Source organism: Brevundimonas sp. TWP2-3-4b1, assembly GCF_049897665.1.
GTDB lineage: Bacteria > Pseudomonadota > Alphaproteobacteria > Caulobacterales > Caulobacteraceae > Brevundimonas > Brevundimonas subvibrioides_B.
The window spans coordinates 121,896-147,345 of record NZ_JAFCWQ010000007.1; the positions used below are offsets into that span (position 1 = coordinate 121,896).

At 67.7% G+C, this 25,450-nt stretch carries 26 protein-coding genes and 1 pseudogene; 10 read left to right on the plus strand and 17 right to left on the minus strand.

Translation table 11 applies throughout. The features are described from left to right. Window positions 1-32 precede the first annotated feature (32 nt). The 5 genes and pseudogenes from ACP7A5_RS07750 (at window position 33) to ychF (ending at window position 4,550) form a co-directional block, all read left to right on the plus strand. Window positions 33-1,103, plus strand: a complete 1,071-nt coding sequence (locus ACP7A5_RS07750) for a hypothetical protein (RefSeq protein ID WP_426041378.1) — start codon at window positions 33-35, stop codon at window positions 1,101-1,103. Between the two features lie 136 nt (window positions 1,104-1,239). Further along, a pseudogene (locus ACP7A5_RS07755) lies at window positions 1,240-1,851 on the plus strand (50S ribosomal protein L25/general stress protein Ctc); the annotation flags it as partial. Window positions 1,852-2,013: 162 nt separating this feature from the next. Beyond that, window positions 2,014-2,628: an aminoacyl-tRNA hydrolase gene (pth, locus tag ACP7A5_RS07760; RefSeq protein ID WP_426041379.1), complete on the plus strand. Its 615-nt coding sequence runs from the start codon at window positions 2,014-2,016 to the stop codon at window positions 2,626-2,628. A 265-nt stretch (window positions 2,629-2,893) separates the two neighbouring features. Continuing rightward, window positions 2,894-3,376: a copper chaperone PCu(A)C gene (locus ACP7A5_RS07765; protein WP_426041380.1), complete on the plus strand. Its 483-nt coding sequence runs from the start codon at window positions 2,894-2,896 to the stop codon at window positions 3,374-3,376. A gap of 79 nt (window positions 3,377-3,455) precedes the next feature. After that, entirely contained in the window at window positions 3,456-4,550 is a 1,095-nt protein-coding gene (ychF, locus tag ACP7A5_RS07770; RefSeq protein ID WP_426041381.1) for a redox-regulated ATPase YchF, read from the plus strand. A 4-nt stretch (window positions 4,551-4,554) separates the two neighbouring features. Here the strand turns inward: ychF and ACP7A5_RS07775 are convergent, their stop codons facing one another. The 8 genes from ACP7A5_RS07775 to petA all read right to left on the minus strand — a co-directional run bounded on the left by ACP7A5_RS07775 (window position 4,555) and on the right by petA (window position 12,896). After that, window positions 4,555-5,052 (minus strand): hypothetical protein, encoded by a 498-nt coding sequence (locus ACP7A5_RS07775; RefSeq protein WP_426041382.1) that lies wholly within the window; start codon window positions 5,050-5,052, stop codon window positions 4,555-4,557. Window positions 5,053-5,130: 78 nt separating this feature from the next. Beyond that, the gene (locus ACP7A5_RS07780; RefSeq protein ID WP_426041383.1) at window positions 5,131-6,777 is read right to left on the minus strand and encodes a M28 family peptidase; all 1,647 of its coding nucleotides are present in this window, start codon (window positions 6,775-6,777) and stop codon (window positions 5,131-5,133) included. A 247-nt stretch (window positions 6,778-7,024) separates the two neighbouring features. Next, window positions 7,025-8,668: a M28 family metallopeptidase gene (locus ACP7A5_RS07785; RefSeq protein ID WP_426041384.1), complete on the minus strand. Its 1,644-nt coding sequence runs from the start codon at window positions 8,666-8,668 to the stop codon at window positions 7,025-7,027. A gap of 34 nt (window positions 8,669-8,702) precedes the next feature. Continuing rightward, on the minus strand, window positions 8,703-9,404 hold the full coding sequence (locus ACP7A5_RS07790; protein WP_426041385.1) for a TMEM175 family protein: 702 nt from the start codon (window positions 9,402-9,404) through the stop codon (window positions 8,703-8,705). Window positions 9,405-9,423: 19 nt separating this feature from the next. Next, the gene (locus ACP7A5_RS07795; protein ID WP_426041386.1) at window positions 9,424-10,011 is read right to left on the minus strand and encodes a DUF1579 domain-containing protein; all 588 of its coding nucleotides are present in this window, start codon (window positions 10,009-10,011) and stop codon (window positions 9,424-9,426) included. A gap of 121 nt (window positions 10,012-10,132) precedes the next feature. Next, window positions 10,133-11,005 (minus strand): cytochrome c1, encoded by an 873-nt coding sequence (locus ACP7A5_RS07800; protein WP_426041387.1) that lies wholly within the window; start codon window positions 11,003-11,005, stop codon window positions 10,133-10,135. A 5-nt stretch (window positions 11,006-11,010) separates the two neighbouring features. Continuing rightward, a complete protein-coding gene (locus tag ACP7A5_RS07805) occupies window positions 11,011-12,339 on the minus strand; it encodes a cytochrome b (protein WP_426041388.1) in 1,329 nt (442 codons plus the stop codon). A gap of 11 nt (window positions 12,340-12,350) precedes the next feature. Continuing rightward, window positions 12,351-12,896 (minus strand): ubiquinol-cytochrome c reductase iron-sulfur subunit, encoded by a 546-nt coding sequence (gene petA, locus ACP7A5_RS07810; protein ID WP_303696942.1) that lies wholly within the window; start codon window positions 12,894-12,896, stop codon window positions 12,351-12,353. Window positions 12,897-13,092: 196 nt separating this feature from the next. On the opposite strand from petA, the gene ACP7A5_RS07815 reads away from it, so the two are divergent. Both ACP7A5_RS07815 and ACP7A5_RS07820 read left to right on the plus strand, forming a co-directional pair. After that, window positions 13,093-13,536 (plus strand): tRNA (cytidine(34)-2'-O)-methyltransferase, encoded by a 444-nt coding sequence (locus tag ACP7A5_RS07815; RefSeq protein ID WP_426041389.1) that lies wholly within the window; start codon window positions 13,093-13,095, stop codon window positions 13,534-13,536. A gap of 35 nt (window positions 13,537-13,571) precedes the next feature. After that, on the plus strand, window positions 13,572-14,105 hold the full coding sequence (locus tag ACP7A5_RS07820; RefSeq protein ID WP_426041390.1) for a hypothetical protein: 534 nt from the start codon (window positions 13,572-13,574) through the stop codon (window positions 14,103-14,105). Window positions 14,106-14,109: 4 nt separating this feature from the next. Here the strand turns inward: ACP7A5_RS07820 and ACP7A5_RS07825 are convergent, their stop codons facing one another. The 3 genes from ACP7A5_RS07825 to ACP7A5_RS07835 all read right to left on the minus strand — a co-directional run bounded on the left by ACP7A5_RS07825 (window position 14,110) and on the right by ACP7A5_RS07835 (window position 17,243). Beyond that, a complete protein-coding gene (locus ACP7A5_RS07825) occupies window positions 14,110-15,363 on the minus strand; it encodes a dipeptidase (protein WP_426041391.1) in 1,254 nt (417 codons plus the stop codon). A 64-nt stretch (window positions 15,364-15,427) separates the two neighbouring features. Next, window positions 15,428-16,723: a M20/M25/M40 family metallo-hydrolase gene (locus ACP7A5_RS07830; protein ID WP_426041392.1), complete on the minus strand. Its 1,296-nt coding sequence runs from the start codon at window positions 16,721-16,723 to the stop codon at window positions 15,428-15,430. Window positions 16,724-16,781: 58 nt separating this feature from the next. Then, window positions 16,782-17,243 carry a hypothetical protein gene (locus ACP7A5_RS07835; protein ID WP_426041393.1) on the minus strand — a complete coding sequence of 154 codons (462 nt, stop codon included), beginning with the start codon at window positions 17,241-17,243 and terminating at the stop codon, window positions 16,782-16,784. A 102-nt stretch (window positions 17,244-17,345) separates the two neighbouring features. Here ACP7A5_RS07835 and hemF point away from each other — a divergent pair, with 102 nt between their 5' ends. Next, entirely contained in the window at window positions 17,346-18,233 is an 888-nt protein-coding gene (hemF, locus tag ACP7A5_RS07840; protein WP_426041394.1) for an oxygen-dependent coproporphyrinogen oxidase, read from the plus strand. A 10-nt stretch (window positions 18,234-18,243) separates the two neighbouring features. Here the strand turns inward: hemF and ACP7A5_RS07845 are convergent, their stop codons facing one another. Next, complete coding sequence (locus ACP7A5_RS07845; protein ID WP_426041395.1) at window positions 18,244-18,972, minus strand: glutamine amidotransferase-related protein; 729 nt, start codon at window positions 18,970-18,972, stop codon at window positions 18,244-18,246. A 60-nt stretch (window positions 18,973-19,032) separates the two neighbouring features. Between ACP7A5_RS07845 and ACP7A5_RS07850 the strand changes: the two genes are divergently transcribed. After that, window positions 19,033-19,359, plus strand: a complete 327-nt coding sequence (locus ACP7A5_RS07850; protein WP_426041396.1) for an antibiotic biosynthesis monooxygenase family protein — start codon at window positions 19,033-19,035, stop codon at window positions 19,357-19,359. A 112-nt stretch (window positions 19,360-19,471) separates the two neighbouring features. Here the strand turns inward: ACP7A5_RS07850 and rlmJ are convergent, their stop codons facing one another. Next, on the minus strand, window positions 19,472-20,290 hold the full coding sequence (gene rlmJ, locus ACP7A5_RS07855; RefSeq protein ID WP_426041397.1) for a 23S rRNA (adenine(2030)-N(6))-methyltransferase RlmJ: 819 nt from the start codon (window positions 20,288-20,290) through the stop codon (window positions 19,472-19,474). An 86-nt stretch (window positions 20,291-20,376) separates the two neighbouring features. Here rlmJ and ACP7A5_RS07860 point away from each other — a divergent pair, with 86 nt between their 5' ends. Beyond that, window positions 20,377-21,399: a DNA topoisomerase IB gene (locus tag ACP7A5_RS07860; protein WP_426041398.1), complete on the plus strand. Its 1,023-nt coding sequence runs from the start codon at window positions 20,377-20,379 to the stop codon at window positions 21,397-21,399. Here ACP7A5_RS07860 and ACP7A5_RS07865 read toward each other — a convergent pair. The 4 genes from ACP7A5_RS07865 to ACP7A5_RS07880 all read right to left on the minus strand — a co-directional run bounded on the left by ACP7A5_RS07865 (window position 21,396) and on the right by ACP7A5_RS07880 (window position 25,230). Then, complete coding sequence (locus tag ACP7A5_RS07865) at window positions 21,396-21,860, minus strand: opioid growth factor receptor-related protein (protein ID WP_426041406.1); 465 nt, start codon at window positions 21,858-21,860, stop codon at window positions 21,396-21,398. The genes ACP7A5_RS07860 and ACP7A5_RS07865 overlap by 4 nt on opposite strands. Beyond that, a complete protein-coding gene (tdh, locus tag ACP7A5_RS07870) occupies window positions 21,853-22,905 on the minus strand; it encodes an L-threonine 3-dehydrogenase (RefSeq protein ID WP_426041399.1) in 1,053 nt (350 codons plus the stop codon). Before tdh ends, ACP7A5_RS07865 begins: the two co-directional genes overlap by 8 nt. After that, window positions 22,905-24,101, minus strand: coding sequence for a glycine C-acetyltransferase (locus tag ACP7A5_RS07875; RefSeq protein WP_426041400.1), 1,197 nt, complete (start codon window positions 24,099-24,101; stop codon window positions 22,905-22,907). Before ACP7A5_RS07875 ends, tdh begins: the two co-directional genes overlap by 1 nt. Window positions 24,102-24,312: 211 nt before the next feature. Beyond that, window positions 24,313-25,230, minus strand: coding sequence for a DUF4232 domain-containing protein (locus tag ACP7A5_RS07880; protein WP_426041401.1), 918 nt, complete (start codon window positions 25,228-25,230; stop codon window positions 24,313-24,315). Window positions 25,231-25,450: the final 220 nt, after the last annotated feature.

Below are 25,450 nucleotides of genomic sequence, written 5' to 3' on the forward strand. Positions count from 1 at the left end.
AGCGCCGCTCTATCCTTGTGGGGAAAATCATCATGCGCCTGGCCCTTCCGCGTCGCGGCCTCGCCATCGCCGCTGCCGTCGCAGCCGCCATCCTGGCCTCGTGCAGCACGCCCGAGCCGATCGTTCCTCCGGCCCCGCCGCCGCCCCCGCCGCCGCCGCCGCCGCCGGTGACCCTCAACGAGGGTGTGGCTCAGGCCGCCTCCATCTATGTCACCTTCATTCGCGACGTCGGCACAATCCAGGCCGGCTTCCCCGACGCGGAGTCGATCCAGGCCGCCATGCGCAAGGGCGCGGCCTACGACCCCGCAACCCTGTCGCGCGGCATGATCGCCTATGCGTCGATCCTGGCCCTGCAGTCGCCGGAGTTCGTTGCTGGTGTCCGGACCTACGCCAACGACCCGCAGCAGCGCGCCGACGTCATCGCCAACCTCATCCGCGATCCGGCCTATGCCGCCGGCCTGCCGGGCGCGGACGTGGCCGCCGGCCTGATCATCTCGACCCTGGGCCAGGACATCGCTGCCCTGACCACCGTGGCCGACGCCGTCGAGCAGGACGCCTACACGATCCAGGAGCGTAACGACCCGCGTCGCCGCTGGGCCGTGACCCCGATTCCGAATCGCGAGGTGCGTCTGGAGACGGCCAAGACCATCTCGGCCGGTCAGATGCTGCCCTCGGCGGAAGAATCCGCACGCCTCTTCACCGCCGCCAACAGCGGAACCGGCCTCAACCTGCCCGGAGCCACTCACGCCCCGCCCTACACCCCGGCCGTGGTCAATGCCCTGGCCATCGCGGCCCTGGCCGCCATGGGCGCGGCGGGCGACGACGCCCGCGCCAACACCGAAGCCCTGTCGATCGAGACCAACGCCCAGTTCTGCCTGGATATGTCCAAGCTGAACCTGTTCCAGTGCCTGGCCGCCTCGCGCCCTAGCTACGAGGACATGTTCTGCGTCGGCCGCCACATCGTGCGCGACCTGGCGACCTGCACCACGGCCGCGACCATCCCCGTCCCTGTGGACCCGGCGATCGCGACCGCGGGCGTCACCCCGGTGGCCGTCGAGGCGACCACGGCGTCGCTTTCCGCGCCCGCGCCGGCCGCCAACTGATCTCCACATCCAAGGCCAGTTGCACAGGCGGGCTCTTGCGTGTAATGACCCGCGCTCTTGAATTCGAGGGTCCATGACCCCGCCGCGCGGGCAGCTTTGGTCTGCGCAGGCGTTTTTTGTTGTTGAGGCGAGCCAGATGGCCGAGATCATTCTGAACGTGGATGTCCGCGAGAACACCGGCACCGGCGGCGCGCGCGCCGCACGTCGCGCGGGCGCCGTTCCGGGCATCCTGTACGGCGGCGACAAGGCCCCCGTCGCCATCTCGGTCAACGAGAAGGATTTCCGCAAGAACCTGTACACCGGCAAGCTGCTGGGCCACCTGGTGACGCTGAAATACGGCGAAGAGACCCAGTCGGTCATCGCCAAGGACGTGCAGTTCGACCCCGTGTCGGACCGTCCGCTGCACTTCGACCTGATGCGCGTCGACGAGAACGCGACCATCAAGATCGAGGTCCAGATCCAGTTCATCAACGAAGACCAGTGCAAGGCCTTCCGCCAGGGCGGCTCGCTCGAGATCGTCCGCCACTCGGTCGAGATCATGGTCGCCGCCAACCACATCCCGGAAGACCTGGTCGTCGACCTCGCCGGCCACAAGCTGGGCGACATCATCCGCTGGTCGGACGTCAAGGTCCCCTCGGACGTCAAGCCGACCATCACCGACCGTGACTTCGTAATCGCCTCGATCAAGACCTCGTCGGCCGCCATCTCGGCCGCCCACGACGAAGAGACCATCGCCGAGGAACAGGCCGCCGCCGCCGAGGCTGCTGCGGACGACGTTCCCGCCACGGAACAGGGCGACGAAGCCGCTGCGGAAGACGGCGAGAAGTCGGAAGGCTGATCGACCGATCCACTCCTTCGGAAACGGCCCCTCCGGCGACGGACGGGGCCGTTTTCATTTCCGGATAGCGCCATGCTCATCATCGCCGGCCTGGGCAATCCGGGCGCCAAATACGAGAAGAACCGCCACAACATCGGCTTCATGGCCGTTGATGCGATAAGCTCGCGGTGGCGGTTCGGCGCCCCGCGCGCCAAGTTCCAGTCGGTGATCTCCGAGGGTGAGGTCGAGGGTCAGAAGATCCTGCTGATGAAGCCCCAGACCTTCATGAACAACTCGGGCAACGCCGTCGGCGAGGCGGCGCGTTTCTACAAGATACCCCCAGCGGACATCATCGTCTTCCACGACGAGATCGACCTGGCCCCAGGCCGTTTTCGCATGAAGACCGGCGGCGGGGCGGCAGGCCAGAACGGCGTGCGCAGCCTGATCAGCCAGCTCGGCCCCAACTTCCGCCGCGCCCGCATGGGCATCGGCCATCCCGGCGATCCGCAACTGGTCATGCCCCACGTCCTGGGCGACTTCCACAAGGCGGAGCAACCCTGGCTCGAGGCCCTGCTGAACGCCTGCGCCGACGTCTTGCCGTTCGCGGTCAAGGGCGAGGACCAGCGCTATCAGGGCGAGGTCCTGCGCCTGGCGCCCGCACCCAAGTTCAGCCCCCGCCAGGCGGCGCAGACGGCGAAGGGCGACTAGTTCTCCTTCCCCCCGCTGCGGCCAGTTCGGCGTCGGCGCCATCGTCATCTGGTGGAAGCGCCGCCCCGGGGGGCGGCTGGCCGCTGCCGTCGAGCCGCCCGGCGCCCGGCGCCCGCCCAAATATTGCGGCTCTGACCATCGTCCTGCCGCTCGCGATCCTGTATCCCCTAATCGGTCTCAGCCTTGTTTCGCCGTCGCAATTGGTCGGCTCGTTTCAATGTTGAACCGCACGCGTTCGATTGTCTCGTGAAAGCACCGGAAACCCATGAAGCGCATTCTCGTCCTGCTTCCATTGCTGGCCCTCGCGGCCTGCGGCAACTCCGACAACACCACCGTCGATGCCGAGGGGAATACGATCACGCCGATGGTGGTCGCCGACGCGGTCTGCCGGCCGACGCCGACGGGACGTCAGGTGACCGCCTGCTATCTGAACCTCGTCGCCGCCTCCGACGATCGGCTTGTGTCGGTCGACAGCCCCGCCGCCGCCCTGGCGCAGATCCACGAGACCTCGATGGAGGGCGGCATGGGGATGATGCGGCCCATCGAGGGCGGCGTGCCCCTCGCCGCCGGGGAGCCCGTGGCCTTCAGCCCGGGCGCGAACCACATCATGCTGAGCGGCGTGCGTGAGCCTCTGGCGACCGGCGACACGGTCGAACTGACCCTGACGTTCGAGAACGCGCCCAAACTGGTGGTCGCCGCCACCGTTGGTCAGCCGACCGAAGCCAATGCGGGCGCTCCGGCGGCCTGATCGGGAATGAGACTGCGAGCCTGACAAACGAGTCCGAACCCGTTAAAGGCTCGCCCTCCATTCAAAGTCCGAAAGCCCCATGACCCTCAAAGTCGCGATCGTCGGCCTGCCCAACGTCGGCAAGTCCACCCTGTTCAACGCCCTGACCAAGACGGCGGCGGCCCAGGCCGCCAACTATCCGTTCTGCACCATCGAGCCGAACACCGGCGACGTGGCGGTGCCGGAGCCGCGTCTGGACGCCCTGGCGGAGATTGCCGGGTCGAAAGAGGTCATCCCCTCGCGCATCACCTTCGTGGACATCGCCGGCCTGGTGCGCGGCGCGTCCAAGGGCGAGGGCCTGGGCAACCAGTTCCTCGCCAATATCCGTGACTGCGACGCCGTGGCCTTCGTCTCCCGCTGCTTCGTCGACGACGACATCACCCACGTCGAGAACCGCATCGACCCGATCAGTGACCTCGACATCATCGAGACCGAGCTGATGCTGGCCGACCTCGAAAGCCTCGAGAAGCGGGTCGTCAACGTCGAGAAGAAGGCCAAGGGCGGCGACAAGGACGCGGCCCAGACCCTGCGCCTGATCAACATGGCCCTGACCCCGCTGCGCGCCGGCAAGCCCGCCCGCACGGTCAAGGTCGACAAGGAAGACGAGAAGGCCTGGCATATGCTCCAGCTGCTGACCTCGCTTCCGGCCCTGTACGTCTCGAACGTCGATGAGGGTTCGGCCGACAAGGGCAACGCGCTGTCCGACCTGGTCGCCAAACGCGCCGCCGAGGACAATGCGAACTCCGTCGTCATCTCGGCCAAGATCGATTCCGAACTGGCCGTTCTCGACGCCGCCGAACAGGCCGAGTTCCTGGAAAGCCTCGGACTGGCCGAACCCGGCCTGAACCGCCTGATCCGCGAGGCCTATTCGCTGCTGGGCCTGCAGTCCTACTTCACGGTGGGCCCCAAGGAGGCGCGCGCCTGGACCATCCACATCGGCGACACCGCGCCCCAAGCGGCCGGCGTCATCCACACCGACTTCGAGAAGGGCTTCATCCGCGCCGAGACCATCGCCTTCGAGGACTATGTCGCCCTGCGCGGCGAGGCCAGGGCCCGCGAGGCAGGCAAGCTGCGCGCGGAGGGCAAGTCCTATGTGGTCAAGGACGGCGACGTGATGAACTTCCTGTTCAACTGACGGATCAAGGCACGACGGGTTGCGTCGTGGCCGTGTCCTCCAGCGTCGTGCATTTCTTGAGCGTCACCGGCTCTCCCGCCCGGTCGAGATAGCTCAGCCGCATGACGTCCTGTCTCACCTGGAACCGGACCCGCTCCGACCGCGCCGTCCCCTCGGAGATGCAGGCGATGGTCGCGACATAGCCGTCGGCGACCTCGTCCACCGCCGCGATCATGCAGCTGTTCTCATAGCCCTCGAACCGGGTCGCGGTGATCTGGATCGGCCGGCGCTCGCCCTGGGGAGCCGCGCACCAGCCGACGTCCGCCGACCAGCGGCCGACGAAACTGGCCGCGCCACGACCGGGCAGCATCGAGGTCTGGCCTCGCGCGGGCGGCGCGGACGGATCCTCGACGGTGATCGCTGCGGCGGGTTCGGTCGGCGGATTGACCGGGCCGTTGTCTCCGCAGCCTCCCAAACCAAGAACAAGGATCGCCGGGGCGAGGGTCCGCAGAAACAGGGTCATGGCCCTTCAACGCCCGGGCCATGGTCAAGGTTCAGGGCCGTCATCCCCGGATCAGGTCCGGGGATGGCGGGGTTCGGCCTATTGCCGCGCCGCGTCGCTGGCGGCCCGGCGAGCGCCGAACTCCGAGGTCGGCTTCCAGGTCGGCCATTCGTCGCCGTTGGCCAGTTGCAGCCCCAGCCGGTAAAGCAGGGTCAGGTTCTCGACCGCGGAACGCAGGTCCCAGTCCGCCGACCATTCGTCGGAGACCTTGTGATAGTCCGCGCCGAACTTGGCGTCCCAGGCCGCCTGACCGGCTTCGACGCCGCCCTCGTCCCAGTCGACGCCGTGCCAGGTCATCAGGGCGGGCACGCCCATGCGGACGAACGGGAAGTGGTCCGAGCGGGTGTAGAAACCCTGCTCCGGCTGGCGATCGTCGGTGATCACCCGCCCCTCGGCCGCCGCCAATGACGCCAGATCGTCTTCCAGCGTGTTCTGGCCCAGGCCGAAGATGGCCACGTCGCGGGTCGGACCCGACAGCGGCAGCATGTCGATATTGATGTCGGCGACGGTCGTCTCCAGCGGATAGACGGGGTTGGCGGCATATCCGTAGGACCCCAGCAGCCCCATCTCCTCGGCCGCCATATGGGCGAAGACGATGGTGCGCTGCGGCTGCGGAGCCGCCTTGATCTGACGCGCCATCTCCAGGATGCCGATCGTGCCCGAGGCGTTGTCCCAGGCGCCGTTGTAGATGTTGTCCTCGGTGGCCGAGACGGGGCTGACGTGGTCCGCGCCGACGCCGACGTGATCCCAGTGGGCCGAATAGAGGATGGTCTCGTTCGGACGCGTCGTACCCGGGATCCTGGCCAGCAGATTGTGGGTGGTCAGGCTGTCGATGGTCTCCTCCTGGGCGACCGACAGGGTCACGCCTTCCAGCGCCACCGCCGTGAAGCTTCCGCTCTCGACATTGGCCAGCGTCGCCATGTCCAGACCGGCGGCCGTGGCCCAGGCCAGACCGACATCGTGGTTGACGGCGCCGGAGAACTCCAGATCCGCCGCACCCGGCGTCAGGGTACGCTGGCGGTTGGCGAACTGGGCGCCGCGCAGCCAGCCGGCATCGGTCGCCGGGACCGTGGCCAGGCTGATGAAGCCGACGGCGCCGCGCGCAAAGGCCTCGTCGGCCTTGTAGGCGCCGCTGTTGTAGGCGGTCGGATAGACGCCGTTGAACCGCTCTGCGACCTCGGCGGAGTTGGGTTCGCCGGACATGACGATGACGACCTTGCCGCGCACGTCGATGTCGCCGTAGTCGTTCCAGTTCCGCTCGGGCGCATTGATGCCATAGCCGACGAACACCAGTCCGGCGTTCTGGATCGACGCCTTGCCGTCATTGGTCGCCGCGCGCAGCGTGATGTCGGTCCCGACGGTCATGGGATGGACAGTGCCGTCCGGCCCGGTCCAGCTGGCCGAGGCGGCGCCCGCGACGGGCGTAAAGCGCTTCAGCACGACGTCCTGCAGCCACTGACCGTTCGGCCCGCCGGGCTCCAGACCCATTGCCTCATACTGGGCCTGCAGCCACGCCAGGGTCATGCGCTCGCCGTCAGTGCCCGGGTAACGGCCCTGGAAATCGTCGGCGGAGATGTGGCGGATACCTTCGGAAATCCGTTCGGCCGAGAAGTCCTGGGCCGAAGCCAGTCCCGCCGACAGAACCAGGGCCATCGCGGCCGCACCACCGAACAATCCACGCAACATCAGGGCTCTCCTCGCCATTTGGGCGCGGACATTAGGGCGGGCTGAGCGACGGGGCGCGTTACGGTTTTGTCATCTGGCCCTTCCCTTCTCCCCTTGCGGGAGAAGGTGGCAGCCGAACGCTGACGGATGAGGGGTCATACCGGCGGCTGGAGTGAGGGCAGGTAGGGCTGACCTTCGAAGGTCAGCGCAACCCCTCATCCGACCTCGCTTCGCTCGGCCACCTTCTCCCGCAAGGGGAGAAGGACAACTACTCCCGCTCGCCGACCGTCGCCGCCCGGGCGGGTCCGAACTCCGAGCCTTCCTTCCACTGCGGCCAGTCGCGGCTGTTGGCCAACCCCTGCCCCAGCGACCAGTAGACCTGCAGGTCCTGGATCTGGCCGGAATAGTCCCAGTCGGCCGACCATTCGTCCTCGGCCTGGTGATAGCGGTTGGCGGTGTAGGCATCGCGCGACGCGAGCCGCTCGGCGATCGGTTCCTCGACGAAGGCACCGCTTGACTTGGCATAGGCCATGGGCACGCCGCGCTTGGCCAATGGGAAGTGGTCGGACCGGAAATAGGTGCCCGAAGCCGGGTTGCCGTCGGGCTGGATGACACGTCCCTGCCCTTCCACGATCGCGGCCATACGCTCGTCGAAGTCCGACTGGCCAAAGCCGACGACGCCGAAGGCGGCCGTGCGGCCATAGACATTGGCCGAGTCCATGTTCACCCCGCCGACGGTCGTGGCCAGCGGATAGATCGGGTTGGCGGCATAGTATTCCGATCCCAGCAGACCGCTCTCCTCGGCCGTGAAGCCGATGAAGACGATCGACCGCTCCGTCCGCTCGCCGGCCGCATAGACCCGCGCCAGTTCGATCAGCCCGGCGATGCCCGAGGCGTTGTCGATCGCGCCGTTGAAGATGGCGTCGCCGTTCGCGTCCGGCGTGCCGACCCCGATGTGATCCCAGTGGCCGGTGTAGAGGAAGGTCTCGTCCGGATGGGTCGAACCCTCCAGGCGACCGATGATGTTGTGCGTCTCGATCCGCTGCGAAGCCACGTCGAACATCACGTCCATCCCGGCGCCCTCGAGCGTCACCGGCTGGAAGTCACGGCTGCGCGCCTGCACCTTCAGAGCCTCGAAATCGAGGCCTGCGTGCTGGAACAGGTCTACGGCGACATCGCGCTGGATCCAGCTTTCCATCGGCACACGCTCGTCGGCATTCGCGCGCACGATGTCGAAGTTCGGCCCGGTCCAGCTGTTGCGCACCGTGGTCCAGCCATAGGAGGCCGGATCGGTCTCGTGGACGATGATGACGCCCGCCGCCCCCTGACGCGCCGCCTCCTCGTACTTGTAGGTCCAGCGCCCGTAGTAGGTCATGGCCCGGCCGCCGAAGGTGTTCAGCGCTGGCTCCTCGAAGTCCGCGTCGTTGACGAGGACGACCAGGATCTTGCCGCGCATGTCCTGGCCCTTGAAATCGTCCCAGTCCCGCTCCGGAGCCTTGACGCCATAGCCGACGAAGACCAATGGCGCGTCCATCAGCATGACATGGTCCTCGCCCGGACGCCGGCTGGAGATGACGATCTGTTCGCCCTGGGCCAGGGGCAGGGTCCAGTCGCCCACGGTCAGCCGGGCCTGGATATTCGAGGCGGAGAAGCGGTTCAGTGCCACCGCCTGCGTCCAGCCGCCATTGTCGCCGCCGGGCTGCAGACCTGCCGCCTCGAACTGCCCGGAAACGTAGTCGATGACCTTCTGCTCCGCCGGGGTGGCGATCCCGCGTCCCTCGAAGTCGTCGGCCGACAGGATGCGGATGTGTTCGGACAACCGTGCTCCGTCGAACTGGGGTTCCTGCGCAAAAGCGACGGCGGTCAGGGACAGGCCGGCGAGAAGCGCGGCGACGGCGGTGAACGAACGCATGGCGAACCCTTGGACAACTGATCGGTCCGCGACGTTAGGAGGCGGTGGCCTCGCTGTCGACTTGCGCGGCCCGCGACATGGCGCGCGCGTGGAAGACCGAGGCGATCCCGATCAGCGTCGGCACGCTCATGTAGACGAAACCGCCCGCCCACGGCGCGATGGCGTCCGGCGCCGCCAGGGCGACGGCGATGGAGGTCAGGGAGGCGCCTGACAGGATCATCCAGTTCTGGATCCAGATGCGGGCGCTGACGGCCTGTGCCGTGTCGGCGGCGCCCTGTGTCAGGTGGTGACGATAGAGGGCTGCGAACAATAGCGACAGCGACAGACACCCGGCGCCATAGGCGACATAGAGGAAGCGCAGATCCCCGATCCCGTTGATCAGATCTCCGCCGGGCAGGATGGCGCCCGACAGGGCGTGCAGGGCCGACTGCATCATCAGTCTCAGCGGGAAGACGTAGAGCAGGACGACGAACACGACGCTCAGGCTCAGCGCCGTCGACAGGCCGTCACGCAACGGCCAGAGACGCCCAAGGTCGCGGTAGCTGAGCCAGAACATGACGATCAGGGCGAAGCTGGCGCCATAGGCCGGGGCGCTCAGCAGCATTCCCTGCATCTCCGCCAGCGTCGTCGGCGGGTCGCCGCCGCCCGCGACAAGCAGGGAGACGGCGAAGGCGAAGGCGGCGTCGACGAAGGCGTCGAGCCTGCGGGCCATCTCGAGCTTGGGCGCATCGGTCATGACCGACACAGTGCCTCGCTCATTCGCTCGGCGCTACTGCGCCCGCGCCCGGCCAGCCGGTGTCGCCCACGCGCCGCAGGTCCATCTCGATATAGGGCAGCGGGGCCTGACCCTCGCGGACGTAGTGGCCGACTTCGTGCCAGCGGCCGTCCTTGATCGTGGCGACATACTGGATCGTCGCGCCGGGTCCCGCCGGGGTCTGCCAGCGGAAACCGTCTTCGGTCGCCTCAAAGGGGTAGTCGCCCTGATAGCCCTGGGCATAGGTGTGGAAGGTGTAGGCCTGCGCCCGCTCATCCCAGCCGATGATGGCGAAGGCATTGAACTGGGTCGTGCCGTCGGCCGCGTACCCGCGTCCCTCGACCACGCGGATCGAGCCGCCCAGATGGGTTCCGACCCGTTCGGTCTGGGTCAGGGTCATGCTCCCGCCGGGGCCGCCGATCGCCGCCGTGCCGCGCCACTCCCCGTCCATGAAAGCCAGCCGCGCCATGGCGTCGCGCTGGGCCTGGCTGCCTGCCGGATTCTGTTGCTGCGCCAGCCCGGCCGACGGAACGGCGAGAAACAGGGCGAGTACGGCGAGCGGAGCTGCGAACGATCGAAGGATGGGCATGAGAGGTTTCCCGAGTAACTTTGCATTTCAAAGCACTTTTCTCACTGCCCGTCAACTCACGAAAAAGCCCGCCGGGCTGACCCGGCGGGCTGATGTCTTCGACCGTCGTCTGAAAGGATCGCTAGTGTGCGACGCCCTTCCAGATGCGGCGATAGCTGGCGTAGGTGATGCCGGCGAAGATGGCGAGGAAGGCGAGGACGCCCATGCCCGACTGTTTCCGCTCCGTCGCCCTGGGGTCCGAGGACCAGGCGATGAAGGCCGCGACGTCCTTGGACATCTGGTCGACCGTCGCTTCGGTGCCGTCGTCATAGGTGACCTGGCCATTGGCCAGCGGCGCGGGCATGGCGATGAAGCCGCCGGCCGGGACATGTTCCGGATCGCCGTCCCAGAACGGGGTCATGTCGCCCGCCATGTACGGATTGTAGTGCTGGGTCGCCGTGATCCGCAGTCCGGCCGGCGCGGCTGCGTAGCCCGAAAGCAGCGAATAGATGTAGTCGGCGCCGCCGTGACGGGCCTTGGCCATGACCGACAGGTCGGGCGGGGCCGCCCCGCCGTTCGCGGCGGCCGCGGCCGTGCGGTTGGGATAGGGGTTCGGGAATTTGTCGGCCGGGGTGGCGGGACGCATCATCGCCTCGCCGGTCTCGGTGTCGATGTCCCCGACCTCGATCTCGGCGGCCAGGGCCCGGACGAACCGGTTGGCGGCCGGGTTCTCGGCGTGAGGGTCATAGAAGGGACCGCCCTTCTCACCCAGATTGCGGAAATGCATCAGGTCCATCGAGTGGCAGGCCGAGCAGACCTCGCGATAGACCTTGTAGCCGCGCTGCAGCTGCCCCTGGTCGAACGTGCCGAAGGGCCCGTCGAAGGTGAAGCCGCCCGAACGCGGGTGATGGGCGCCGCCCTCGGCAAGAGCAGGAGACGCCGCGCCGACCACCGCCAGAGCAGCGACCGACAGGGCCAGTTTGCGAATATCCATGGTGACTTTCTTGGCGGACATCGCGATCAGCCCTTCTTTTCGGCGTCGGCGGGAACGGCGCCGCTCATCGCGACCGGCCCCGACAGGACCGGCTCGGAGATCGACGCGGGGATCTTCAGCGGCGTCTCCTTCAGGCCCACGAAGGGCATAATGACGAAGAAGAAGGCGAAGTAGTAGAGCGTGGCCAGGCGGGTCAGCCACAGGTAGCTGTTCAGCTGGCCGTCGATCAGGGTGAAGCTCGGCATGCCGGGAACCACCGGAGCGTCCGGCAGCTGGGCGCCGCACCAGCCCAGGATCAGGCCGACCACCACGAAGATCAGGAAGAAGATCTTCATCGTCGGGCGATAGCGCATCGACCGCACCTTGGAGGTGTCCAGCCACGGCAGGATGAACAGCACGCCGATCGAGCCGAACATGGCGACCACGCCGCCGAACTTGTCAGGAATGGCCCGCAGGATCGCGTAGAACGGCAGCATGTACCACTCGGGCACGATGTGCGCCGGCGTCTGCAGCGGGTTGGCCGGGATGTAGTTGTCGGCGTGGCCCAGGGCGTTCGGCATGAAGAAGACGAACACCGCGAACATCATCAGGAACACCAGCAGGGCGAAGCCGTCCTTGACCGTGTAGTAGGGGTGGAACGGGATGGTGTCCTTGGCCTCGCGCTCCTTGGGGATCAGGATCCCGACCGGGTTGTTCTGGCCTGCCGTGTGCAGGGCCCAGAGGTGCAGCACCACGACGCCGAAGATCACGAACGGCAGCAGGTAGTGCAGCGAGAAGAAGCGGTTCAGCGTCGCGTTATCGATGGCCGGGCCGCCGCGCAGCCAGATCAGGACCGGTTCGCCGATCATCGGGATGGCCCCGATCAGATTGGTGATGACCTCGGCGCCCCAGTAGGACATCTGGCCCCACGGCAGGACGTAGCCGAGGAAGGCCGTGGCGATCATCAGGAAGAAGATCACGCAGCCGAGGATCCAGATCATCTCCCGCGGCGCCTTGTACGAGCCGTAGTAGAGGCCGCGCAGCATGTGGATGTAGACGGCCACGAAGAACATCGACGCCCCGTTGGCGTGGACGTAGCGGATCAGCCAGCCGCCATTGACGTCGCGCATGATCCGCTCGACCGAGGCGAAGGCCATCGCCGTGTTAGGCTGGTAGTGCATGGCCAGGAAGATGCCGGTGGCGATCTGGGTGACCAGGCAGATCGTCAGGATCGCGCCGAAGGTGTACCAGTAATTCAGGTTCTTCGGCGTCGGCAGCGACAGGTAATCGGCGCCAAAGCGCACGATCGGAAGCCGGGTGTCGAGCCACTTCTCGATGCCGGTCTTGGGAACGTAGGTGGATTCGTGTCCGCTCATCTTGTCCGCTCTCAGCCGATCCGAATGGTGGAGCCGGCGGTGAATTCGTAGTTGGGCACCACCAGATTCTTCGGCGCCGGACCCTTACGGATGCGACCCGATGCGTCGTAGTGCGAACCGTGGCAGGGGCAGAACCAGCCGCCGTAATCGCCCGAGCCGAAGGTCGGGATGCAGCCCAGGTGCGTGCAGGACCCAATCACGATCAGCATCGGCTCGTGGCCGACCTTGGTGCGTTCCTGGTCGGTCTGCCGTTCCTTCAGGTCGGAGGCGTCGTTGTCGGCGATCACGCGCGTCAGCTCGGCGGCGGTACGGTTGCGCACGAACACCGGCTTGCCCTGCCAGGTGATGACGATCTGCATCCCCTCGGCGACCTTGGAGGTGTCGAACTCGACGGTCGACAGCGCCAGGGTGTCGGCTGCCGGATTCATGGAGTTGACCAGCGGCCACACCATCATCACGCCCGCGCCGACGGCTGCGGCGCCGGCCGCGATATGGATGAAGTCCCGGCGGGTGGCGTCACCTTCGGGATGTTCGTTCGTCACGACCGATTCGGCCACGTCTCACCTCTGTAAAACTCGCATCGTGGCCCGTGGGAAGACGGCCCGCTATCGAGGGAATGTTCTTAGCGCGATGAAGAGGTTTAGACCCGGTCAGGCTTTGCGGCTTGTCGCCGCAAGGGCTGCGGTTACTTGAGAACCGCTCGCAATACTGACCGCGACAAGACCCCTGCCCGCGCGTATGGAGGGCCTTAGAATGCGTCTCGCCCTTTTTCAACCAGCCATTCCCCAGAACGTGGGCGCCTGTATCAGGCTGTCGGCGTGTTTCGGGATCGAGCTGCACATAATCGAGCCCACGGGCTTCCAGTTCGATGACCGGGCCATGAAGCGCGCGGCGCTGGACTATGGCCCCCTGTCGCACATGACGCGCCATACCGACTGGGACGCCTTCCAGGCTGCGCGAGGTCCGGGGCGGCTGATCCTGTTCACGACACGGGGCGCCACGCCGCTGACCGCCTTCGGCTTCCAGCCCGACGACACCCTGCTGTTCGGTTCCGAGAGCTCGGGCGCGCCCGACTTCATCCACACGGCCGCCGACGCTCGCATCTTCATCCCCATCCGTCCGGAGGCGCGCTCGCTGAACCTGTCGGTCAGCGCAGGGATAGGCCTGTTCGAGGCCCTGAGACAGACCACCGCCTGACGTGCCACTGTCCCGGCCCAACGGGAACGGCGACCATGGGTCTCTTCGACATCTTCACCGGCGGCTCCAGGCCGAGCGGCTCTCGCGTCGGCCCCGCCGAGCTCCGCGAGGCCTTGCTGGCCGTCAACCGGGACGGCGCGCCCTGGCAGGTCCGCGACGGCGCCAGGGAAAAGGTCGACCTGGTCGCCGAATGGAAGATCGTCGACGCCGCCTGGTACGAGATTTTCGCCAAGGCCGGGGTGAAGCGCGTCTTCAAGATCCTGATGAAGTTCGACGAGACGTCTGGCCAGGTCCGTTCGGTCGATCATGAATTCGACGTCGAATGGCGCGCGGGCGTCCCTTCCCTGAGCGACCTCTCCGTCGTCGGCGGCCAAGCCGGGATCAGCGGTTTCCGCGGTCAGTCGTGGGAGATGAGCACCGAGACGGTCTGGGCCTTCCGCGAGGAGGACCTCAGCTGGGGCAAGATCTACAGCTACAACTTCAACACCGACGAGATGAAGAAGCCCCTGGAAGCCGCCGCCAAGGCCGCCGGCTGGGGCTGGCGCGGCGTCGCCTTCGGCAAGCTCTAGCCGATCACTCCGGGGCGCCCGCCGTCGCGATGACCGCCAGGCTCGGCCGCTCGCCGGACCTGGACGCCGCCACCGCCTCGACCGCCCGCATGACCCGGAGCACGTTCTCTCCCGCCAGTTTGCGGATGTCGCCCTCCGACCAGCCGGCTGCCATCAGGGCCGCGAGGATGCGCGGATAGGCGTCCACGCCCTGGACCTCCTCGGGCAGGCTGGTGACCCCGTCGAAGTCGCCGCCCAGGCCGACGTGATCGATACCGGCGACCTCGCGCACATGCTGGATGTGGGCGACGACGTCGGCGAGGCCCGCTGTCGGTTGCGGGTGAGCCGCATCCCAGGCGGCCGTGCCCGCCGTCACCGCCCCGGCGTCTCCCGGATTGAGCGCCAGCAGCCGCGCCGCCTCCGCCGCCCGGTCGGCGTTCCAGCTCCGGACCGCTTCCGAGATGAACCCGGGCACGAAGGTCACCATCACCACCCCGCCGTCGTCCGCCATGGCGCGCAGCACGCTGTCGGGCACATTGCGGGGATGGGCCGTCACCGCCCGCGCCGAGGAGTGGGAGAAGATCACCGGCGCCTCCGACACCCGCATGGCGTCGATCATCGTCTCCTCCGAGACGTGGCTCAGGTCGACCATCATGCCGATACGGTTCATCTCGCGCACCACGTCCTCGCCGAAGGGCGACAGCCCGCCCCATTTCGGCGCGTCGGTGGCGCTATCCGCCCAGGTCGTTGTCTTCGAGTGGGTCAGGGTGATGTAGCGCGCGCCCGCCTGATGGAATTCTCGCAACAGGCCCAGCGAATCGTCGATCGAATAGCCGCCCTCCATGCCGATCAGGCTGGCGATCTTTCCTGCCGCATGGATGCGCTCGACGTCGTCGGCGGTCGTCGCCAGTTCGAACACGTCGGGATGGGCGGCAACGATGCGCCGGACCGTGTCGATCTGTTCGAAGGTCTCGCGCGCCGCCTCGGTCGGCGTCAGGGTCGCCGGCACATAGACCGACCAGAACTGGCCGCCGACGCCCCCGGCCCTCAGGCGCGGGATGTCGGTGTGGAGCGCTGTCGAGGCGTCGAGGTTGGTCGCCAGATCGACGGCGTGCGGGTCGTTTCCATAGGTCTCACGCAGGGCCCAGGGCAGGTCGTTGTGGCCGTCGATCAGCGGTGTGGTCCGCAGAATTTCGCGCACCCGCGCCTCTCCGTCCTGAGCCGCTGCAGGAACGGCCAAGGCCAGCATGGACGCGGCGAGCAGGCAGGAACGGATCATGGCGACCTCCGGAAAACAATGACGGGAGGAGACTGGCAGACGCCGGGCTCCGAAAGCAAAGCGGCTATCGGTCGCCCAGGCTGAGCCGTCCGATCAGGACCGCAGCGCGCTGCGACTGGCGCACCAGACTGTCGAGATCGATCGACTCGCCCACGGCATGGGCGCCCGACCCGGCCGTGCCGAGCCCGCCCAGCGTATCCACATCTGCGGCGACGAAGCCCGAATCCGCCGCCCCGCGCTTGGCCGGGTCGAAGGGCGCCATCTCGGGCAGGCCGAGGTCGCGGTTGACCGCGTTCAGCCGCTCGAGCAGCGCGGTATTGCCCGGCGTCGGGGCCATCGGCGGATAGCCGTCCTCGGCGAAGACGAGCTCGGCCGTCGTCTTCGCCAGGTGATCATCGACGATCCCCGCCATCCGGTCGCGGACCCGGGCGTCCTGTTCCGGCGTCAGGGTGCGCAGGTCCCCGCGCGCGATCGCCGTCTCCGCCACGATATTGGTCTTGCCCGAGGCCTGGACGCGGAAGCCGGCCGCATCGATCTCCGCCGGCGTCCCGCCTGCGATGACGCCCACATTGTAGGTCAGGTTCGGCTCCGGCAGTTCGCGCCGGAAGGTGTCGAGGATGCGCGCCATCTCATAGATCGCGCCATAACCCAGAGTGTCGCCGAACACGCCGCTGGAGTGGCCGGTCCGGCCGCCGGTGGTCAGGGTCCAGCTGGACGAGCTGCGCCGGGCGATCGTGCCGAACTCCTCGCCGTTCTCGATCGCCAGTCCCTCGAATTCCAGCGCATAGTCCGCGACCTGACCCGCCGCGATCAGGTCCCGCCGCGCCACCGCCAGCGGCGAACCGGGCCGCTCTTCATCGCCGGTCAGGACGATGGTGATGTTCGATCCCTCCAGCGTACCCGCCGCCTGCATCGCGCGCAGGGCTGCGATGATCACGATCACCCCGCCCTTGTCGTCGCCGACGCCGGGACCGGTCGCCTGCGAGCCGTCCCTCGCGAAGCGCTGGAACGGGCTGTTTGACTCGAACACCGTGTCCAGATGGCCGATCAGCAGGATGTTGCGCCCGCCGCCGTCATGAGTCGCGATCAGGTGCCCGGCCCGGCCGGTCTGGGCCATGTCGATCCAGCGCACCTCGAAGCCGAGCGGATCGAGTTCGGCGCGGACCATCTCGCCCACCGCCGTTACACCCGCCAGGTTCAGCGTGCCCGAGTTCACGTTCACGATCCGCTCCAGCAGATCGATGTGCCGGTCGTGCTCGGCGACCACCGTGGACATGATCGTCCGCTCGGCCTCGGCCGTCTGGGCCATCACGGGCGGGGTGAAGGCAAAAACCATCAGGGCGGACAGGATCAGACGCATGGACGACCTCGCTATGAAGCCGCGACCGTGGCCGAGGCCGCCCTGCGAGTAAAGGCAGCTAGCGGTTGCCCCTCGCCGGAACGGGCAACGCGCCGGGCTGAATCGTCGGCGATCGGGACGGGGCCTGCGCCTGCTCACGGCAGCCGCGCCCGATATGCAGACCGTTCAGATAGTACCAGCGGCTCTGCACCGCCGCCTGTTCGGCTTCGTCGCGATCGCGCGCTGGCTGACGCACCGCATCCACCCCGGCGATGGCGAGGCCGCCGCCGGGTACGAGCATCGCGGCGCCCGACCGTGCGATGCCGCCGAGCGAACTCAGCCAGCCGCCCTGCGGCGTCGCGTCGCCCATGGCCTGGCCGAGCTGCGCCGCCTCGTCGCTGATCCCGGCGCATGACAGTCTCTCGTCGGTCTCGCGAAACACGCCCGTCGCCCCCGATCGCTGGGCCCCGGCGTCCTGGGCCAGGGCGGCGCCCGCCGAGAGCAGGGTGATCGTCAGGGTCGGGATCAACAGAGATCGCATTACAAGTTCTCCAAACAGCCCATCGTCCAAACGGCTGCGGACCTGCGCGGTTCATTCCCTGCCCACGTGACCTCGCGCGCGAGACGTGATTGAACGCCGCCCATGAGCCAGTTCCCCCTCCCCGACACCGACCCGCTGGACCTGAAGAAGGTCGAGACCCGCGCCTGGTTCGAGGCTCTGCGCGACCGCATCCACGCCGGGTTCGAGGCGCTGGAAGACGCGGCCCCCGCCGACCTCTTCCCCGGCGAGCCGGGTCGGTTCGTGCGCACGCCGTGGTCGCGGGACGCCGGCGGCGGCGGGGTCATGGGCATGATGCACGGCCGCCTGTTCGAGAAGGTCGGGGTCCACGTCTCCACCGTCCACGGCGAGTTCCCTGCCGACTATGCGAAGACCGTCCCCGGCGCCGACGCAGACCCCCGCTTTTTCGCGACCGGCATCAGCCTGATCTGTCATCCGGTCAGCCCGCGCGTCCCCGCCGTGCACATGAACACCCGCTTCATCGCCACGACAAAGAGCTGGTTCGGCGGCGGCGGCGACCTGACCCCCGTGCTCGACGTCGATCGTCGCCAGGACGCGCCCGACACGGTCGCCTTCCACGCCGGAATGAAGGCGGCCTGCGATGCCCACGACCCGACCTGGCATCCGAAGTTCAAGGCCTGGTGCGACGACTATTTCTTCCTGCCGCACCGGAACGAGCCGCGCGGAACGGGCGGCATCTTCTACGACCACCATGACTCGGGGGACTACGCGAAGGACTTCGCCTTCACCCGCGATGTTGGTGAAGCGTTCCTGGAGACCTACGCCGCCATCGTCGAGCGTCGCATGACGGAGGCCTGGACGTCCGGGGAGCGCGAGGAACAGCTGGTGCGTCGCGGCCGCTACGTCGAGTTCAACCTGCTCTACGACCGCGGCACGATGTTCGGCCTCAAGACCGGCGGCAACGTCGATTCGATCCTCAGCTCGATGCCGCCGGTGGTGAAATGGCCGTGACGGGCGAGCGCTAAATTCCGCTGCCCTCGCCCTCGACCGGGGGCGGGGTCAGCATCAGGAAGGCGCGGATCCAGGCCGTCAGCACCGCGCGGTCGTTGCTCTTCGCCAGACTGGCCACGGCCTCGTCCGCCAAGGCGTCCGCGATGCGATGGCCGCGCCGGCTTTCGACCAGGGCGGCGGCGTAGTCCGGCTGGAACTCGGGATGACACTGGAACGACATGGCGTCATCCCAGGCCAGTCCTGCGAACGGCGTGAATTCGCTCGCGGCGATCACCCGCGCATCCGCAGGCGGAACCAGCACCTGATCCTGGTGCGACACCGGGATGGCGATGGAGGCCGCACGCGGAAACATCCACGGCTCCTCGCCCACCACCGCATAGCGATGCAGGCCGACGCCCCAGCCCTTGTCCGATTTCTCGACCCGACCGCCGAAGGCGTGGGCCATGACCTGATGCCCGAAGCAGATGCCGACCAGCCGCGTCCGTCCGCGCGCCGCAGGCAGCCAGTCAATCAAGGACGCGATCCACGGCAGGTCATCATAGACCCCGGCCGACGATCCGGTGACAATCGCCCCCTGAAAGTCTTCCGGGTCTTCAGGCAACCGCCCGGCCTGGACATCGAACCGAACCGTCGCCACCCCTTCGCCCAGCAGGGTCCGGAACCGCGCCGGGTAGTCGTCGAACGCATCCTTCAGCGCCTCGGGAGGCTTGCCGGTTTCGAGGATCGCGATGGGTTTCATGTCCCCATAGGGACTGCTCCGCCATGGCGGGACAAGGGCAAAGGCGCTACAGCGCGGCTTATGACCGATGCCGCCGCGCACTCCGACGCCGATACCGCCCCGGTCGTGCTGATCAACGTGTTCAAGGTCCAGCCTGATCGACAGAACGATTTGCTCGAGATGCTGGCCGAATTGACCCGGGCCCAGGTCGGCCTGCCCGGCTTTGTCTCGGCGACCCTGCATCGCGGCCTGAACGGGAAGACTGTCGTCAATCAGGCCGTCTGGCGCTCGGTCGAGGACTGGAAGGCGATGACGCGGACCGCCGCCGTCTCCGTCGCCATGCTGCCCATCATGGCCATCGCCACGTTCGAGCCGAACCTCTACGAGGCCGGCGAAGTCATCGAATAGGCCTGCGTCCGCATCTGACGCAGCGACATGCTAGGCGCACCGGCTGTCGGTCTTTGACATTGCCATCTGGCATCGACGTTCCGGACGCTTCGGACGGTGTTTTGGAGTCCGGTCAGGCTCGCCAGACCTCCGCCTTCGCCCCCGCATCGCCCAGCGCCCCGGCCACCCAGCCACAGATCTCCACCGCCGCCGCATCGGCGCCCTCCGGCGGATTGACGACCACCATGGCGCAGCCGTTCATCTTCATCGGGTTGGTCAGCGGCCTCAACCGCGCCTCGGCCACCAGGGTCGGCGCATCTGTCCCCGACGCCAGCCGCCTCAGGAAGCCGTCGAAGGTCTCCATATCCTTCAATGGCGTCCAGATCGCCACCATGGCCGTCGGGTCCGCCTTCACGATCGCCGCCGCCGTGTCCGCCGCTCTTACGTAGTCGTCCGGCCGTTCGAACGGAGGGTCGATCAGCACCAGCGATCCGCCCGTCTGCCGCGCCTCGGCCAGGACCAGATCGTAGCCGTCCCCGATCTCGCCCCGCGCGGTCGGGAAGCCCGACAGACTTTCGCGCAGCAGGCCGGCCACCTCCTCGCGCAGCTCGAACCCGACATAGGCGTCGGCCGCCCTTGACGACCGCGCCACCAGCACCGGCGACCCCGGATAAAACCGCACGCCGCTCTCGGGATTCAGCGCCGCGACCTCCGCCGCCAGCGCCTCGATCAGCGGGGGTCGGTCCGCCGCCGCCATCAGCCGCTCGACCCCTGCCTCGGCCTCGCGTGACCGGGTCGCGTCGCCGGTCAGATCATAGAGCCCCGCCCCGGCATGGGTGTCCAGCACGACCACCGGCCCTGCCGCCTGCCGCGTCTTCAGCAGCCACAGGACCAGGGCGTGTTTGACCAGGTCGGCGAAGTTTCCGGCGTGGAAGCTGTGGCGATAGTTCATGCTGTTCCGTCTCCTTCACGCCGCTCCGGGTCAAGAGGAACCGGACGGTCACAGGCGACGTTCGCCGTTCCTGATCCGGAGCCCGAATGATGCCTGACGGCGGCCACACCTTTATCGCCGAGCGCGAAGTCCCCGAGGGACTGACCTACTGCAGCGACACGCATCCGGGCCTGACCCGAGTGAAATCGGGCGCCGGTTTCTCCATCCGCGACGCCGACGGCAAGGCGATCAGGGACGCCAGGGTGCTGGACCGTATCCGTATGCTGGCCATCCCGCCGGCCTGGACCGACGTCTGGATCTGCCCGCGCGCCACAGGCCACATCCAGGCCACCGGCCGCGATGTGAAGGGCCGCAAACAGTATCGCTACCACGACGACTGGATCACCCACCGCTCCGGGAACAAGTTCGACAAGCTGCCCGCTTTCGCCCGCGCCCTGCCGAAACTGCGCGCTCGCGTCGAGCACGACCTCGGCGGGCGTGGCGCCCGTCGCGAAAAGGTTCTGGCCACCGCCGTCCGCCTGCTGGAGATCACCTTGATCCGCGTCGGCAACAAGGAATACGCACGCACCAACCGCAGCTACGGCCTGACCACGTTGAACAAGCATCATCTGGAGATGGACGGCCCCGCTCTCAGCTTTGCCTTCCGGGGCAAGAGCGGCGTGGATCACAAGGTCAGCGTCCGCGACCGGCGCCTGGCCGCCGTGGTCCGGTCCCTGCGTGACCTGCCGGGCCAGCAGTTGTTCAAGTACAGGACCGCCGACGGCGACCTCTGTCCGATCACCTCCGACGACGTGAACGGCTACATCCGTGACGCCATGGGCGAGCAGTTCTCGGCCAAGGACTTCCGCACCTGGGCCGGCACCGTCTCCGCCGCCCGAGTTCTGCGCGACCTGGAGGCGCCGACCTCGCCCACCGACGCGAAGCGGAAGATCACGGTCTGCGTGAAGGCGGTGGCCGGCTTGCTGGGCAACACCCCGACGGTCTGTCGCAGTTCCTACGTCCACCCGGCGGTGTTCGGGCTTTACGAGAGCGGCCGCATCGCCGACGTCCTCCCGGGCTCTGAGACCAAGGGTTTCGAGGCCGCCCTGATCAAGGCGCTGAAGGTCTAGGCCCGGGCCCAGAACCCGAGCGTCGGCTGGGCGACCGGAGACCCCGCTTCCGCCACCCGCGCCAGGATCAGCGTGCGGAAGGCGTCCGCAAGCTCGTCACCGCGCAGCAGCCTCAGCGACTTGATGATCCGGGTGATCCGCAGATGGTTGTGGTCGCTGGCGGTCAGCCAGTGCCCGTTGCGATAGTAGAATACCGCCAGCCGGTCCGTCGCTGCGGCCAGCGCGGCCTGGGCCGAGATGGACTCGCGGATCACCTCGATATCCTCGTCCGTGAGCATGGGTGCGTTCGGCTGCGCGCCCGACCGCTCCCGCAAGGGGAACAGCCACTGGACGAAGTCATGCACCTGCTCGACCGCGGCGTCGTCGAAGCTGATGACCTCGAAGACATCCCGCCCCGCGCCGTCGGTTCCCTCGCCCGTCAGGAAGGCGACGATCGGGGTCAGGCCGCCCCCCTCATGCAGCCCTGTCCCAGTCGAGAATGACCTTGCCCGACTGGCCCGACCTCATCGCGTCGAAGCCTTCGCGGTAGTCGGCATAGGACAGCCGGTGGGTGATCAGGGGTTCGAGGTCGAGGCCGGCCTTCAACAGGCCCAACATCTTGCGCCAGGTCGTGAACATCTCGCGCCCGTAGACGCCCTTGATCGTCAGGGCCTTCAGGATGATGGCACCCCAGTCGGTCTCCATCGGCTTGGACGGAATGCCCAGCAGGGCCATGCCGCCGCCCATGATCAGGGTTTCGACACACTGTTTGAAGGCGATCGGGCTGCCCGACATCTCCAGTGCTACGTCGAAGCCGACCTTCAGGCCCAGCTCCTTCATGACGTCGCGCAGGTCCTCCTTCGTGGTGTTCACCGTCCGCACGCCCGGCGCGACCTTCTGGGCCAGTTCCAGGCGGAAGTCGTTGATGTCGGTCAGGACCACGGTCCGCGCGCCGGCGTGTCGCGCCACCGCCGCCGCCATCATGCCGATCGGCCCCGCGCCGGTGACCAGCACGTCCTCGCCGAGCAGGTCGAACTGTTGGGCCGTGTGCACCGCGTTGCCGAACGGGTCCAGCATGGCGGCGACCTCATAGGACACCTCGTCGGGCAGCTCGATCACATTGAAGGCCGGGGCCACGACGAACTCGGCAAAGGCCCCCTGGCGGTTCACGCCGATGCCGCGTGTGTGCGGATCCAGGTGGAAGTGGCCGGCGCGCGCCGCCTCCGAGTTGAGGTCGATGACGTGCCCCTCGGCCGAGACGCGCTGGCCGATCTTCAGCGGCCGGTTCACGTCGGAGCCGATGGCGACGATCTCGCCCGAGAACTCGTGTCCCGTGATCATCGGCGTCGGCACGTTCTTCTGGGACCACTCGTCCCAGTTCCAGATGTGGATGTCGGTGCCGCAGACGGCCGTGCGGTGCACGCGGATCAGAACATCCTCGGGTCCCGCCACAGGGATCGGCGCGTCGATCAGCTCAAGGCCGACCTCGGGCCGCATCTTGGCCAGGGCCTTCATTGTGTCGGTCATTATTTGATCACTCCCAATTCCTTGCCGGCCGTCGTGAACGCCGCGACCGCTTGATCGATATGGTCGAAGGTGTGCGCCGCCGACATCTGCGTCCGGATGCGCGCCGCGCCGCGGGGCACCACAGGGAACGAGAAGCCGATAACATAGACGCCGAGTTCCAGCATTCGCGCCGCCATCGTCTGGGCCAGTTTGGCGTCGCCCAGCATGACCGGAACGATCGGATGCTCGCCGGGCAGCAGGTCGAAGCCGGCGTCGGCCATCGCGCCCCGGAAGCGGGCGGCGTTGGCGGTCAGTTGAGCGCGCAGTTTGTCGCCCTCTTCCCCCCGGGCGATGCGGATCGCTTCCAGCGAGGCACCGCAGATCGAGGGCGCCAGGGCGTTGGAGAAAAGATACGGCCGGGCCCGCTGCTTCAGCAGCTGGACCACAGCCGAGTTGGCGCAGATGAAGCCGCCCATCGCGCCCCCCAGAGCCTTGCCGAAAGTGCCGGTGACGAAGTCGACCTTGACCCCGTGATGAGCGTAGGAGCCCCGCCCCTGCGGACCCAGGAAGCCGGTCGCGTGGCAGTCATCGACCATGATGAGGGCGCCATACTGGTCGGCCAGCGCCCGGATCTGGTCCAGCTTTGCGATATAGCCGTCCATCGAGAAGGCGCCGTCGGTGGCGATGATGATGTCGCGCACGCCGTCGGCCCGCGCCTGTTTCAGCTGGGCCTCCAGATCGGCCATGTCGGAGGTCGCGAACCGGTAGCGTCTGGCCTTGCACAACCGCACCCCGTCGATGATCGAGGCATGGTTCAGGGCGTCCGAGACGATGGCGTCCTCGGACCCGAACAGCGGCTCGAACAGGCCGCCGTTGGCGTCAAAGGCGGCCGCAAACAGGATGGAGTCCTCGAACCCCAGATAGTCCGCGATCGCCCGTTCGAGCTGTTTGTGGATATCGAGCGTGCCGCAGATGAAGCGCACAGAGGCCGTGCCCGCGCCGCGCGATTCGGACGCCGCATTAGCGGCCGCGACGACCCGGTCGTCGCCACCGAGGCCGAGGTAGTTGTTGGCGCAGAAGTTGAGGACCTTGCGGCCCGCGACCTGGATCACCGGTCCCTGGCGCGATTCGATCACCCGCTCGGGCTTGGTCAGCCCCTGGGCGTCGATGTCTGAAAGCTCGGCCGCGACGCGGTCGTGAAAGCCTGTGGTTTGCATGGCGGGTGGCTACGCTCTTTCGCGAATGGATTCCAGCGCCACCATCTCCCTTCTCCCCTTGCGGGAGAGGGTGGCTGAGCGCAGCGAAGTCGGATGAAGGGTCACGCCAACGTGCAAGGTAAGCCCTCGACATGCTCACTCCAGCCGCCGGTGTGACCCCTCATCCGTCAGCCTTCGGCTGCCACCTTCTCCCGCAAGGGGAGAAGGGAGCTCAGGTCACCGAAGCCGCTCGCAGGGGCTCGGGCGCGGGACCCGGCTCGACGCCCGCACGGAAGGGATTGACCCGAATGCGTCCGCCGCAGGGGGTGAAGGCCAGCGGAATCGCCAGGGCGGCCGCATCGCCCGGGATCAGCACCCGCACCCGCGCCGCCGACGGACAGACGCGTTCGCCATTCCCCTCGTTGGGCACAACGTTCCAGGCGATATCGAAGAAAGCCTTGCCGCCGACGGCAAGGTTCACCGGCGTCGCCGTCTGCGGGTTCTGGTCCGAGCGCACTGTGGTGAGGACGCGTCCCTGAGGGTCCAGCAGGCTGACCGCCGGGTAGCCCGAGATGCTGCACGACGCGGTCCCGGCATTGGTCACCCCGAAGACATTGACCCGGTTGCCGGCGCCCGCGTCGCCCGTTTCGCTGTTCAGACGCAACTGGGCCGCGCGGCAGGGCATCGAGGCGGGCAGGACGCCGCCCGGCGCGGGCTGAGGCGTGATCGGCGCGCCTGGAACCGGCAGGGCCGGATTGGCCGAGGGACGGCTGCACCGCTCCAGCACGGCCACGCCGACATCCTCGTTGGGGCCAAGACGGCTCAGGGTCGCGCTCTCGGAGCCTTCGCGGGTGGCGATCCACCATTCCAGGCCGGAGCCGGAATAGCGGGCGCCGCTCCCTGACGGCACGAGGCGCAGCGCATAGGTCTGCCCCTTGTAGGCGACGCTCGCCGTGGCCGTATCCAGATACTGGACCGACACCGTCTGTCCGCTCTCGCAGGCGTAACCTATGGCCGGCGTGGTCGGAGCGGGCGGAGCGACGGGCGGCGTCTGGTTGATGACCTCGGGCGGCGTCTCGCCCTTGCGCGTGCAGGCGGAAACGGACATCGCGCCGATGACGGCGGCGACGAGAAGGCGGTGCAGGCTCATGACGATCCCCGGTGAATGCTCAAGGTTAACGCCGTTTGCTGTGAATAGCTCCCGCCGCCTTGGCGCGACGCGCTCGACGCCGTTAGTGTCCCGGGCAGGAGCCCCCATGACCGACCCCGACCTGTATCCCGTCCCTGCCGACTGGGCCGAACGCGCCCATATGGACGCCGCCGCCTACGAGGCCGCGCGGCTCGCGGCGCGCGAGACGCCGGACGCCTTC

What these genes read in the sequence shown, in the direction of transcription:
- ACP7A5_RS07830 (WP_426041392.1), bottom strand. Translation starts at nt 16,723, where the DNA reads ATGCGTCTGATCCTGTCCGCCCTGATGGTTTTTGCCTTCACCCCGCCC.
- ACP7A5_RS07820 (WP_426041390.1), top strand. Translation starts at nt 13,572, where the DNA reads ATGGGTCTCTTCGACATCTTCACCGGCGGCTCCAGGCCGAGCGGCTCT.
- ACP7A5_RS07775 (WP_426041382.1), bottom strand. Translation starts at nt 5,052, where the DNA reads ATGACCCTGTTTCTGCGGACCCTCGCCCCGGCGATCCTTGTTCTTGGT.
- rlmJ (WP_426041397.1), bottom strand. Translation starts at nt 20,290, where the DNA reads ATGAACTATCGCCACAGCTTCCACGCCGGAAACTTCGCCGACCTGGTC.
- ACP7A5_RS07785 (WP_426041384.1), bottom strand. Translation starts at nt 8,668, where the DNA reads ATGCGTTCGTTCACCGCCGTCGCCGCGCTTCTCGCCGGCCTGTCCCTG.
- ACP7A5_RS07780 (WP_426041383.1), bottom strand. Translation starts at nt 6,777, where the DNA reads ATGTTGCGTGGATTGTTCGGTGGTGCGGCCGCGATGGCCCTGGTTCTG.
- ACP7A5_RS07805 (WP_426041388.1), bottom strand. Translation starts at nt 12,339, where the DNA reads ATGAGCGGACACGAATCCACCTACGTTCCCAAGACCGGCATCGAGAAG.
- ACP7A5_RS07815 (WP_426041389.1), top strand. Translation starts at nt 13,093, where the DNA reads ATGCGTCTCGCCCTTTTTCAACCAGCCATTCCCCAGAACGTGGGCGCC.
- ACP7A5_RS07845 (WP_426041395.1), bottom strand. Translation starts at nt 18,972, where the DNA reads ATGAAACCCATCGCGATCCTCGAAACCGGCAAGCCTCCCGAGGCGCTG.
- ACP7A5_RS07875 (WP_426041400.1), bottom strand. Translation starts at nt 24,101, where the DNA reads ATGCAAACCACAGGCTTTCACGACCGCGTCGCGGCCGAGCTTTCAGAC.
- ACP7A5_RS07880 (WP_426041401.1), bottom strand. Translation starts at nt 25,230, where the DNA reads ATGAGCCTGCACCGCCTTCTCGTCGCCGCCGTCATCGGCGCGATGTCC.
- ACP7A5_RS07825 (WP_426041391.1), bottom strand. Translation starts at nt 15,363, where the DNA reads ATGATCCGTTCCTGCCTGCTCGCCGCGTCCATGCTGGCCTTGGCCGTT.
- ACP7A5_RS07790 (WP_426041385.1), bottom strand. Translation starts at nt 9,404, where the DNA reads ATGACCGATGCGCCCAAGCTCGAGATGGCCCGCAGGCTCGACGCCTTC.
- ACP7A5_RS07765 (WP_426041380.1), top strand. Translation starts at nt 2,894, where the DNA reads ATGAAGCGCATTCTCGTCCTGCTTCCATTGCTGGCCCTCGCGGCCTGC.
- ACP7A5_RS07795 (WP_426041386.1), bottom strand. Translation starts at nt 10,011, where the DNA reads ATGCCCATCCTTCGATCGTTCGCAGCTCCGCTCGCCGTACTCGCCCTG.
- tdh (WP_426041399.1), bottom strand. Translation starts at nt 22,905, where the DNA reads ATGACCGACACAATGAAGGCCCTGGCCAAGATGCGGCCCGAGGTCGGC.
- pth (WP_426041379.1), top strand. Translation starts at nt 2,014, where the DNA reads ATGCTCATCATCGCCGGCCTGGGCAATCCGGGCGCCAAATACGAGAAG.
- ACP7A5_RS07800 (WP_426041387.1), bottom strand. Translation starts at nt 11,005, where the DNA reads ATGTCCGCCAAGAAAGTCACCATGGATATTCGCAAACTGGCCCTGTCG.
- ACP7A5_RS07750 (WP_426041378.1), top strand. Translation starts at nt 33, where the DNA reads ATGCGCCTGGCCCTTCCGCGTCGCGGCCTCGCCATCGCCGCTGCCGTC.
- ychF (WP_426041381.1), top strand. Translation starts at nt 3,456, where the DNA reads ATGACCCTCAAAGTCGCGATCGTCGGCCTGCCCAACGTCGGCAAGTCC.
- ACP7A5_RS07850 (WP_426041396.1), top strand. Translation starts at nt 19,033, where the DNA reads ATGACCGATGCCGCCGCGCACTCCGACGCCGATACCGCCCCGGTCGTG.
- ACP7A5_RS07860 (WP_426041398.1), top strand. Translation starts at nt 20,377, where the DNA reads ATGATGCCTGACGGCGGCCACACCTTTATCGCCGAGCGCGAAGTCCCC.
- hemF (WP_426041394.1), top strand. Translation starts at nt 17,346, where the DNA reads ATGAGCCAGTTCCCCCTCCCCGACACCGACCCGCTGGACCTGAAGAAG.
- ACP7A5_RS07835 (WP_426041393.1), bottom strand. Translation starts at nt 17,243, where the DNA reads ATGCGATCTCTGTTGATCCCGACCCTGACGATCACCCTGCTCTCGGCG.